Origin of the sequence: Bradyrhizobium macuxiense (assembly GCF_001542415.1) — a bacterium.
Lineage (GTDB): Bacteria > Pseudomonadota > Alphaproteobacteria > Rhizobiales > Xanthobacteraceae > Bradyrhizobium > Bradyrhizobium macuxiense.
Genome location: NZ_LNCU01000049.1, coordinates 1 through 10,116 on the forward strand (window position 1 = coordinate 1; position 10,116 = coordinate 10,116).

Consider the following 10,116-nt stretch of genomic DNA (forward strand, 5'->3'; position numbering starts at 1 on the left):
CCGCTAATGGGATGGTCCGGCCGTGCTCCAGCCCCGCCAGTGATAGAAGCTGGCTCGGGGCAGCGAAGACAAGGAGCACGCCATGTCTCAGCAATCCAACTGCGCAATCGCCGTGATCGGCATCGATATTGGCAAGAACTCGTTCCACGTGGTGGGACAGGATCAGCATGGTGCGATCGTGCTTCGGCAGAAATGGTCGCGTGGCCAGGTCGAGGTGCGACTTGCCAACCTGCCGCCGTGCCTTATCGGCATGGAGGCCTGCGTCGGCGCCCATCATCTCAGCCGCAAGCTACAGCTACTCGGCCACAATGCCCGGCTGATGCCGGCCAAATATGTGCGGCCGTATAGCAAGGGACAGAAGAACGACTTCCGCGATGCGGAGGCGATTGCCGAGGCGGTGCAACGCCCGACCATGAAGTTCGTTGCGACCAAGACCGCCGACCAACTCGACCTGCAGGCCCTGCACCGTGTCCGCGAGCGCTTGGTCAGCCAGCGTACCGGCATCATCAATCAGATCCGCGCCTTCCTGCTGGAGCGGGACATTGCAGTCCGGCAAGGACTGCGTTTCCTGCGGGCCGAGCTGCCGGGCATTCTGGCCATGCGCACCGATGTTCTGTCGCCCCGCATGTCGCGCCTCATCGAGGCATTGGCCGGAGACTGGCGCCACCTGGATGCGCGCATCGAGGGTCTCACCGGCGAGATTGAAGCGCTCGCCCGCCAAGACCTGCACTGCGAGCGGCTGATGACGGTCCCCGGCATCGGCCCCATCATCTCGAGCGCGATGGTGGCCGCGGTCGGCACCGGCGACGTGTTCTCTAAAGGCCGCGACTTCGGCGCCTGGCTCGGGCTGGTCCCGAAGCAAATCTCGACGGGAGACCGGACGATCCTTGGCAGCATATCAAGGCGCGGCAATCGCTATCTGCGCGCCCTGTTCGTTCAGGCGGCCTGGGTCGTGCTGGTTAAGCTGGGGCCAAAGCAGTGGGAGCGCTACGGGCTCAAATCTTGGATTGAAGCGGCGAAGAAGCGACTACACCACAACGTGCTCGCCATTGCGCTGGCCCACAAGCTCGCCCGTATCGCGTGGGCGGTTCTCAACAAGGGGCGCGCCTTCGCGTGCGATAAGAACAATACGATGGAGTCCCATCCAGCGTGATCCTCGCGCCGTGCTCCGGGCCGTACAAGGCGTGGCCTGGCAGCATGGAAGCGAGCGGCAAGACCCGCGCGACGGCCAGCCTTGACGGCCCCTGCGCGCGGCGCATCCGTAGCCCACAGGTCGGGACGAAGGAACGGCCGCCAGGCACGAACAAAGGAACAGAAATAAGGAGCTATTGATGATGTAGCTTAGTCCGCCTGCCGAGGTCTGCGAGAGGATGGGACAAAGATGGAGATCGGTCTTCCCGGCGCATGCGAACACTGGTGACCCGAACGGCTCGTTGAAGCCTGTCCGCTAAGAACGTCGCATGCGCGCTGATATCCATGATGGCCCGGAGCGCGACACGCTCCAACTAGAGGCCGGATACATTGATGCAAGACCGCATTTGCCAGATCGATGAAAAACCTCTTGCACCGCACGGCCGGACCATACATTTCGGGACAGTTGGTTCAGCTTTGGTCTGGGGATAAGTGGTTACGTAACCCCTTGGGAACAAACAGCCTTTGCGCGCGTCATGGTTGCTGATAGGTTAACGTCCCGAAAACCCGTCACCATGAGGCCGCGAGGCATGTCTGACCTCCAGAACACCGGCAAAGAGGCGCGCGAGCTGCGGCCGACGCTGCGTGAGGCCCTGCGGCGGGCGCNCGGATCGAGGCGGCCGACCGCACCGGCGTCGTCGTCGAATTGCGCGACGCCGAGGTGGCGCGGCTCGAGATCCTCAACGAGGCGCTCGACCCGCTGTTCGCGCAGGTGCCCGAGAAGGTCGATCTGTTCGACCGCGGCATCAGCCAGGGCGAGACGCCGCGGCTCTGGATCGATGTCGTCGCGCACATCCTGATGGGCCGCGACAAGCGGATCTACCGCTTCGTGCAGGACACCAGGTTCGGCCGCATCGTGCTCGCCGAATCTCACGACGTGCCTGTCATCGTCGATGCCGTCACCGACTATGTGGCGCGGCGCCTGATCGAGCGCGAGCATGCGATGGTGGCAACGCCGCTTCCCGTTGCCGAGCAAGCGCCCCCGCCGCCACCGCCCGTGCCGGTCGCAGCACCGAAGCGCCGCGGCGGCTTCGGCATGTTCGTGCTCGGCTTCATCATGGGCGGTCTCGCGCTGTTCGGCCTCGCGCTGTTCGCGAGCCTGCGCAATTTCTAGAGCAAGCGCGCGGTCGCTAGCTCCACGATCCGCCGCTCGCCGTCGAGGCCGCGCACGGTCTGCTTGCAGCGCCAGGCATTGCCGTCGCGTTCGATCGAGAACAGATTGTAGGCCGCGGCGGGATAGTGCTTGCGCGCCAGCGCCGATGCCGACGGCACGCCGATCGCCGGGATCTTCCGGTCGGGGCCGTCGAACCACATCGTCGAATGAATGTGGTCGTGGCCGTGCAGGACCAGCTCGACGCCGTGCTGCTTGAGCAATGCGAGCAGCTGGTGCGAGTCGGTCAGCCGCTTGGCGTGCCCGTCGGAATGCAGCGGGTGATGCACCAGCAGCACGCGGAAGGCATCCTCAACAGAGAGTTGCGCGAGGATCGTGTCGAGCGCGCCAAGCTGCGCGTGACCGAGCCAGCCGGTCGCCATCAGGGGCGGCGTCGGCACCGCCGAAGAGACGCCGATCAGCGCTACCGGCCCGCGCCGGCGCACGAACGGAAAGCTGACCGCCGCGCTGTCGACGTCGCCGCGCAGGTAGTCGCTGAAGATGTGGGCGAAGCGGTGCCGCGTCGCGCGCACATAGGCGTCGTGGTTGCCGGGGACCACAGTCACGTCGGCCGCACCGCCGACGCCTTCGAGCCATTCCCTCGCCGGGTTGAACTCGGCGTCGAGTGCAAGGTTGACCAGATCGCCGGTTACGGCAACGTGGTCCGGCTGCTGCGCCTGCATGTCCGACACCAGCGTGTCGAGCACGTCGCGGCGGTGGTATTTGTGACGGTTGCGTGTCCAGTTGAGATAGCCGAACGCGCGTTTGCCGGCGAGATCGCGCAGCCGCGCCGCCGGCAACGGCGGCAGGTGCGGGTCGGACAGATGCGCGAGCCGGAACGTTGCCATCATTCGGTCCCGTTCGGATTGCCTGTGAAAGGTGGCCGGCACTCGGTCATGTCGTGCTATCCCGAAAGTCCTGCTCTGTATTGGCAAGCGGACCGCGTCCGCGCAAGGATCAAACACCATGATGTCGAGGGTTCAGTGACGGAGCTGGCGGGCTTGCGCAAGCGCTTGGAGCCGCAGCTCAGGCGGGTGTTTCACTTCTACTGGCGGCTGGTTCGCGGCATGACGCTCGGGGTCCGCGCGGTCGTGCTTGACGCCGACGACAAGGTATTTCTGGTCAAGCATAGCTACGTCCACGGCTGGTATCTGCCGGGCGGCGGGGTCGAGGTCGGCGAGAGCTTCCTGGAGTCGCTGCGGCGCGAGCTGGTCGAGGAGGGCCGGATCGAGCTCGTCGGCGAGCCGGTGCTGCACGGCGTCTTCTTCAACAGCCACGTCTCGCGCCGTGATCACGTCGCGGTCTATGTCGTCAGAGATTACCGGCAGGACCGGCTGCCGGAGCCGAATCGCGAGATCGTGGCCTGCGGCTTCTTCGATCCGGCCGCGCTGCCCGACGAGACCACGCCGGGGACGCGGCTGCGGATCGCGGAGGTGCTCGACGGCAGGCCGCCATCGGTCACATGGCGGTGAATGCGGCGGGACCAGCGAGGAGCGGACACCGCTCCCGGCCGCGACCAGAAAGCCGCGGCTAACGCGGGCAGGGCGATGGACCGCACGCGTGGCAGATGCTATCCCGCGCTCCACAATGACGGAACTGTCCCTGACCATCCTGCCCGAGACCCCGAAAGACGCCCAGGCGATCGAGCGCCTGCACGAGCGCACCTTCGGGCCCGGCCGCTTCGTTCTCAGCGCCTACCGGCTGCGCGAGCATGTCGATCATTTGCTCGACGTCTCCTTCACGGCGCGGATCGGTACGCTGCTGGTCGGGTCGGTGCGCCAGCTGCCGGTCAGCATCGGCGATACGCAGGCGCTGATGCTCGGACCGCTGACAGTGGAGCCGCCGTTCCGCAGCCGTGGCGTCGGCCGCGCACTGCTCGAGCGCGCGATCAACGACGCCCGCGCGAAGGGCCACCGGCTGATCGTGCTGGTCGGCGACGAACCCTATTACGCGCGCGTCGGCTTCAAGCCGGTCCCGAAGGGGCTGATGACCATGCCCGGCCCGGTCGATTACAGCCGCCTGCTTGTCCTGGAACTGGTCGATGGCGCCTTCGAGGGCGTATCCGGGCCGATCCAGCCGGATTGGAGCAAGGCGTTTTAGAACGCTTGCGGCACTGTCGGAACGGTTGCGCACCCGAGAGAACTGAAGCACAGTTGAGGTGAAGCGCCGGGCCATAGCCGGCGCATGTCATATCAAAAGGGAGTGCGCGCCATGATCAAGGTCAGTGTGATGTATCCGAACAATCCCGGCGCGCGCTTCGATCACGATTATTATCGCGACAAGCACATGCCGCTGGTGAAGGCGCGGCTGGGCGACGCCTGCAAATACTACACCGTCGACAAGGGTCTCGCGGGCGGCGCGCCAGGAACGCCCGCAACCTATGTCGGGATGTGCCACATCTTCTGCGACTCGGTCGAGGCCTTCGCGGCCGGCATGGGCAAGCACGCCCAGGAGATCATGGGCGACATTCCGAATTACACCGATCTGCAACCGGTGATCCAGATCAGCGAAGTCGTCGTCGGCCACTGACGACTTATGCGGGCGTTGTCTCCTGCCGCTAACGGCAGGAGAGGCTCGGCTGTTTTAGAACCTTGCATCACCCGCGTGGCGCATTCACGCCACGCGAAGCGCTGCCGTCACAGCTTCTGTGAAATGCCGACGTAGAAGCCGCGGCGTGGCCCGTATTGCGGGGCGAACACGCCGATGCCGGAGCCGTCCCTGATCTGATAGATCGAGTCGAACAGGTTGACGACGTCGAAGCGGACGGTGGTCGGCTTGTTCGGCGCGACGATGTTGAAGTCGTGCGACACGCCGAGATTGACCTGCGTGTATCCCGGCAAATGATCGGTGTTGGCAAAGCCCGAGCGCAGGCCGCTGCCGTAGATCATCGAGGCCGAGAAGCGCGTGCCGTTCCACAAATATGACGCGCCGGCGGAGGCCGTCCAGGTCTGGGCGTGATCCGTGTAGATATAGTGCGAGGCGATGTAGGCGAGTTCGTCGGGATCGAACAGATACTGGTTCGAGACCACGTTGGTCGCGATCTGTTTTGCCCATGCAACGTTGCCATAGGCCTGGAAATTGCCGTTGGTGTACTTCGCCTTGAGCTCGACGCCGACATTCTCGCCGCGCTCGTAGTTGAAGCCGGTCAGCACATAGGCCGCGCCGAATTGACCGTCGTCGAGCAGATCACGGGCGTTCTTGTAGTACCCGTCGATACCGACTTCGAGACCGGGTATCGCATGGATCTTCTGGTCCACGCCGACATCGAACACGTTGGAACGCTCAGGCAACACCGGGCTGCTGACATTGGTCCCGGGCTGTTGCGACGTTCCCTGAACCAGCGCGAGATTGACCGGTGCCGCGATCACCTGCTCCGGTGGCGTGAAGTTTCGCGAATAACCGGCGTGGAACGTCGTGCCGTCATACGGCTTCCACACCATGTTGAAGCGCGGACTGAGCTGGTTGGCGTCGACATATTGGTACATCTGGTCGAAGCGGAGGCCGACATTGAGGGTCAGCTGGTTGTTAATCCGCCATTCGTCCTGCAGATAGGTGCCGATCAGCCAGCCGGTCTTTGCGTTCGAGTCGAAGATCGAAAACGGGGCGTCGATCGTGCCGGCGCTCGGGTCAGTCGGATCGGCGAGCGGAAGAACTGTCGAGATGTTGTTGACCAGGCTCCGCTCCCCCGAGACCGAGAATCCGAATCGCAGCGTATGCGCGTAGCCGACGCGCCAGGCCGTATCTTCCTGAATGCCGTTGATGACGCTCTGGCGATAGACGTCGGAGGCGACGCCATTGAAGACGAGGTCGCCGATCGTATCGGGATAGAAATGCAGCTGGCTGTAGCGGTTGAAGTAGGACACCTGCATGTCGATGTCCTCAAACGACTTTTGGTAGGCCACGACGTTGAACTGGTTGAACTCGGTCTGGCGCTCGTTGAGCAGCGAAGAATCGAAGTTCGACACGCCGAACGCTGTGTTGCTCGGCGTCTGCCCGGGGTTGTTCGGGATCTGGAAGGTGCTGTTGGAGACGCCGCCGATATAGGTCAGCCGGCTGGTCGGATCGATCACCGTCGACAAATAGAGGAATCCCTTCTCCTGCGACGTGTTGTCGTGGATCGCGTTGTAGGACGACGTCGGATTCTCGATGCCGACACTGCTCTGGAAATAGCGTCCGGAGACGAAATACTGGGTCTGCCCGACCGTCCCGCCATACTCGAAGCTCGGCGTGAACGTGCCGTGGCTGCCGCCATACATGCTGACCTTCCCGGTGTTGTCGAACGCATCGGTCTTGGTCTGGATGTCGAGCACGCCGGCGGTGCGGAATCCGTATTGCGCGGGCAGGGCGCCGGTCAGCAGGGCAAGGCTGCCGACGATGCCGGTATCGAGGATCTGGCCGAAAGCGCCGACGCCGTCCGGCAGCATGATGCCGTTGATGCGATACGCCACATTGGCGTGCTCGTTGCGGACGTGCAGCTCGCCGCTCGCCGCCGAGTCCTGCGTCACGCCAGGGAACTGCAGCAGCACCTTGTCGAGCGGCGCGTCCGCTCCTTGCGGCATCGCCTCGATCGCCTGGTGATTGACCTGATGCGCATTGGCGCCGACGGGGGCGACGATGTTCTGGCGGGCCGTATCGAACTTCTCGTTGGTGGTCGTCAGCACCTGCGCCTGGGTCGGCGGGGGCGCTTCCGGCGGCGGCGCGGCGCGCCGCGTGGTGACGACGCGCTTCTGCGTACGCCGTGGCGCTTGCGTTTGGCGCGGTTTGACGACCTCGATTTTCGGCAAGGTGGTGGTGCCCTCGGCACCGGGCGGAGGGGTCTGTGCGCTGGCAACATGGCCCAGTCCGAACAGCGCCGAAGCTGATGCGGACAGGAGGAGGGTAGCTCTGAACGGGGACTTCATGGTCGGGATCCTGAAGGCCGCCAGCCGATTTCTTTTTGGTGGAGCTGGCGGGGCCTTGCCGTCATTGGCGACGGACCGATTGAACGATTCTCCGAGATCCAGCCGCTCAACGCGGCCGGGTCTCAGAGGCACAGACAGCAATCGATGTCAGGACAGCGGAGGGGCGCGGGAACGGAACGCCGCGGGAGCCGACTTGAGGTGAAGGAATTCGGCATCGGTGGTGCGGCGGAGAAACTCCACCGCTTCCGGCAACAACAGCACCGGCGGGGCCGCGACCAGCACGCTGCCCGCCATCGAGATGACGGCGCAGATCGCGCAATAGTCGGAAGGCTGCTGGTCCTTGTCGTGATGGGCCGGCGGTTGCTTCTGGACGACCTCAATTGCGAGGTCCGGCGTCGCAGACGTGCCGATATAGGCGAAGTCGAGTTGCGACAGACCGGTCTGGACCGCAGGCGCGGCCTCTGCCGCTGCAAGCGGATGGAAATGACCGAACGACAGCACGAACTGGACGGCTAGCGCGAACAGCGCCAGCCGTGAGCCAGTCCTGATATGTCTCCGGAACCACTTCATCCGATTGACGCCCGCCCTCGGAACAGCGTCATGACCCCATGCCGTCCCGATGTTACATTATAACATCGGATGGCCGAGGCGATGTCAACCGTCGTCGCGACGACCTGCGGTCGATCGCCGGCCTGTGTGGGATTGACGCAACGCGCCGTCGAGCCGGATCAACGTCCTTCACGCAACCAGGTGGCGGCAAAGGCGCCGAGCAGCAGCAACAGGCCGATCACGCCCGCGAACATCGGCAACACGCCGACACCCTTGACCACGCTGGCATCGCGCATCTTGACGCCGAGCCAGCCGTCGCCGCGGAAGATCGAGGATGAGTGCACCGGCACGATGCGCGGCATGTCGAGGTTCGATCCATCGACGATGCGACGTGAGTCGCCGCCGGTTGCCTGCGCCAGCGGCTTCAGCGTCTCGGTGGTCGAGGTGACTTCCGAGAACTCCTTCGGATTTGTCGGGCCGACATTGATCAGCGCCTTCAGCGTGCCGTCGGTCGCCTGCCACAGGCCGAGCTCGTTGGCGGGCAGCGTCGCGCGCCACTCGCCGGGATCGCTTGCGGCCAGGGTCAGTTGGTGCGCGGTGCCGCTCGGCGAGGTGACAGTGACCGGCGAGACGGTGTCGGCCATGGTCTGGCGCACCACCATGAGGTCCTTGCCCTGCACCTGCATGTGCAGCGCCTCTTCGTCGAGGTCTGGCTGCTTCATCAGCCAATGCGATACCCGCCGCAACAGATCGAGATGCGGGCCGCCGCCTTCATAGCCGCGGGCCCACAGCCAGATGTGGTCGGAGAGCAAGAGCGCGACCCGGCCTTCGCCGAAGCGCGACAGCAGCAGCAGCGGCTTGCCGTCGGCGCCAGTCATGACCGGCGGGTTGACCGCATTGCGGGTCTCGACGGTGCGGAAGAACCGACTCCAGTGCGGCGGCTCGAAGGCCGAGCCTTCCAGCCCGCGCGTCACGGGATGGCGTTTTCCGGCATCGCTCAGATGTGCGTAGAACGGCTTCTCGGTCACGCCGACCGGCTCGGCCGGCAGCACTGCGTCGAGCGGCGTGCGCCAGATGCTGGTGGTCGAGGCATAGTCGGGGCCGGCCGAGACCAGCACCGCGCCGCCGGCGCGGACATAGCGCGCGATGTTGTCGAAATAGGCGATCGGCAGCACGCCTTGGCGGGCGTAGCGGTCGAAGATGATCAGCTGGAATTCGTTGATCTTCTGCTGGAACAGCTCGCGGGTCGGAAACGCGATCAGCGACAGCTCGTTGATCGGCGTCCCGTCCTGCTTCTCCGGCGGACGCAGGATGGTGAAGTGCACGAGGTCGACGCTGGGGTCCGACTTCAGCAGGTTGCGCCAGGTGCGTTCGCCGGAATGCGGCTCGCCGGAGACCAGCAGCACGCGCAGCTTGTCGCGCACGCCGTCGATTGAGACCACGGCGCGGTTGTTGACCGGCGTCAATTCGTTCTCGAGTGGCGAAGCCTCGATCTCGACGATGTTCTGACCGGCATGCTTGATGTCGATGTCGACGCTGGCGGACTGGCCGCTGGTCATCGTGCGCTCGTTGATCACCTCGCCGTCGCGGCGGATTGTGACCTTGGCGCGCTCGCCGGTGACGCCCTGGTCGTCGAGCCGGAAGCTGATGGTCTGGGTCTGGCCGACAATACCGAAGCGCGGTGCCGCCGTGATCGCAATGCGGCGGTCGCGCTCGTCCTTGCGGCCGGTGATCAACGCGTGGACCGGAGCCTGGAAGCCGAGCGCCTGCGCATTGGCGGGAATGTCGTGGACACGGCCGTCGGTGATCATGAATGCGCCGGCGACGCGCTCCACCGGAACGTCGGCGAGCGCCGACGACAACGCACCGAACAGCTTGGTGCCGTCGGTCTCGCCGTCGGCCTGGCCGGCCTCGACGACGCGGACTTCGAGGCCCTTGATTTGCTTCAGGCTGTCGACCAGCGCTTCCCTGGCCTTCTCGGTTTCCTGCGTGCGCGTGCCGAAGTTCTGGCTCGGGCTCTTGTCGACCACGACGACGGCAACCGAGGACAGCGGCTCGCGGTCCTCGCGCGTGAAGGAAGGATTGGCCAGCGCGAGCAGAATCAGCGCCAGCGCGCCGACGCGCACCGCGGTGCCGCGTGCGCGCGACAGGAGCAGCAGCACTGCGATCACGACGATTGCGCCGAGCGCGAGCCACAGCACGATCGAGGGAACCAGCGGTGTGAACGCGATACCGTAGTTCATGGCACAAGCCTATCAGCATCGTCATGCCCGGGCTTGACCCGGGCATCCACGTCTTCGGTGCCGAGCGTCAAGTCGTGGATGG

8 protein-coding genes and 1 pseudogene are annotated in these 10,116 nt (G+C 64.9%); 5 read left to right on the top strand and 4 right to left on the bottom strand.

The genetic code is table 11. The features are described from left to right. The first annotated feature begins 82 nt into the window (after positions 1–82). Both AS156_RS17230 and AS156_RS44480 read left to right on the top strand, forming a co-directional pair. Positions 83–1,153: an IS110 family RNA-guided transposase gene (locus AS156_RS17230; RefSeq protein WP_066498677.1), complete on the top strand. Its 1,071-nt coding sequence runs from the start codon at positions 83–85 to the stop codon at positions 1,151–1,153. A gap of 645 nt (positions 1,154–1,798) precedes the next feature. Beyond that, a pseudogene (locus tag AS156_RS44480) lies at positions 1,799–2,305 on the top strand (hypothetical protein); the annotation flags it as partial. Here AS156_RS44480 and AS156_RS17240 read toward each other — a convergent pair. After that, the gene (locus AS156_RS17240; RefSeq protein WP_066506658.1) at positions 2,302–3,189 is read right to left on the bottom strand and encodes a metallophosphoesterase family protein; all 888 of its coding nucleotides are present in this window, start codon (positions 3,187–3,189) and stop codon (positions 2,302–2,304) included. The pseudogene AS156_RS44480 and the gene AS156_RS17240 overlap by 4 nt on opposite strands. 135 nt (positions 3,190–3,324) lie before the next feature. Here AS156_RS17240 and AS156_RS17245 point away from each other — a divergent pair, with 135 nt between their 5' ends. The 3 genes from AS156_RS17245 (at position 3,325) to AS156_RS17255 (ending at position 4,870) form a co-directional block, all read left to right on the top strand. Further along, positions 3,325–3,813, top strand: coding sequence for an NUDIX domain-containing protein (locus AS156_RS17245; protein ID WP_066506661.1), 489 nt, complete (start codon positions 3,325–3,327; stop codon positions 3,811–3,813). A gap of 115 nt (positions 3,814–3,928) precedes the next feature. Next, positions 3,929–4,441, top strand: coding sequence for a GNAT family N-acetyltransferase (locus tag AS156_RS17250; RefSeq protein ID WP_066506544.1), 513 nt, complete (start codon positions 3,929–3,931; stop codon positions 4,439–4,441). A gap of 111 nt (positions 4,442–4,552) precedes the next feature. Beyond that, a complete protein-coding gene (locus AS156_RS17255) occupies positions 4,553–4,870 on the top strand; it encodes an EthD family reductase (RefSeq protein WP_029083699.1) in 318 nt (105 codons plus the stop codon). Positions 4,871–4,977: 107 nt separating this feature from the next. Here the strand turns inward: AS156_RS17255 and AS156_RS17260 are convergent, their stop codons facing one another. The 3 genes from AS156_RS17260 to AS156_RS17270 form a co-directional block, all read right to left on the bottom strand. After that, the gene (locus AS156_RS17260; RefSeq protein WP_066506547.1) at positions 4,978–7,242 is read right to left on the bottom strand and encodes a TonB-dependent receptor; all 2,265 of its coding nucleotides are present in this window, start codon (positions 7,240–7,242) and stop codon (positions 4,978–4,980) included. A 147-nt stretch (positions 7,243–7,389) separates the two neighbouring features. Further along, the gene (locus AS156_RS17265) at positions 7,390–7,812 is read right to left on the bottom strand and encodes a DUF2946 family protein (RefSeq protein WP_066506549.1); all 423 of its coding nucleotides are present in this window, start codon (positions 7,810–7,812) and stop codon (positions 7,390–7,392) included. A 158-nt stretch (positions 7,813–7,970) separates the two neighbouring features. Then, on the bottom strand, positions 7,971–10,034 hold the full coding sequence (locus AS156_RS17270) for a hypothetical protein (protein ID WP_066506551.1): 2,064 nt from the start codon (positions 10,032–10,034) through the stop codon (positions 7,971–7,973). Between the last annotated feature and the right edge of the window lie 82 nt (positions 10,035–10,116).

What these genes read in the sequence shown, in the direction of transcription:
- AS156_RS17270 (WP_066506551.1), bottom strand. Translation starts at nt 10,034, where the DNA reads ATGAACTACGGTATCGCGTTCACACCGCTGGTTCCCTCGATCGTGCTG.
- AS156_RS17250 (WP_066506544.1), top strand. Translation starts at nt 3,929, where the DNA reads ATGACGGAACTGTCCCTGACCATCCTGCCCGAGACCCCGAAAGACGCC.
- AS156_RS17240 (WP_066506658.1), bottom strand. Translation starts at nt 3,189, where the DNA reads ATGGCAACGTTCCGGCTCGCGCATCTGTCCGACCCGCACCTGCCGCCG.
- AS156_RS17265 (WP_066506549.1), bottom strand. Translation starts at nt 7,812, where the DNA reads ATGAAGTGGTTCCGGAGACATATCAGGACTGGCTCACGGCTGGCGCTG.
- AS156_RS17255 (WP_029083699.1), top strand. Translation starts at nt 4,553, where the DNA reads ATGATCAAGGTCAGTGTGATGTATCCGAACAATCCCGGCGCGCGCTTC.
- AS156_RS17260 (WP_066506547.1), bottom strand. Translation starts at nt 7,242, where the DNA reads ATGAAGTCCCCGTTCAGAGCTACCCTCCTCCTGTCCGCATCAGCTTCG.
- AS156_RS17230 (WP_066498677.1), top strand. Translation starts at nt 83, where the DNA reads ATGTCTCAGCAATCCAACTGCGCAATCGCCGTGATCGGCATCGATATT.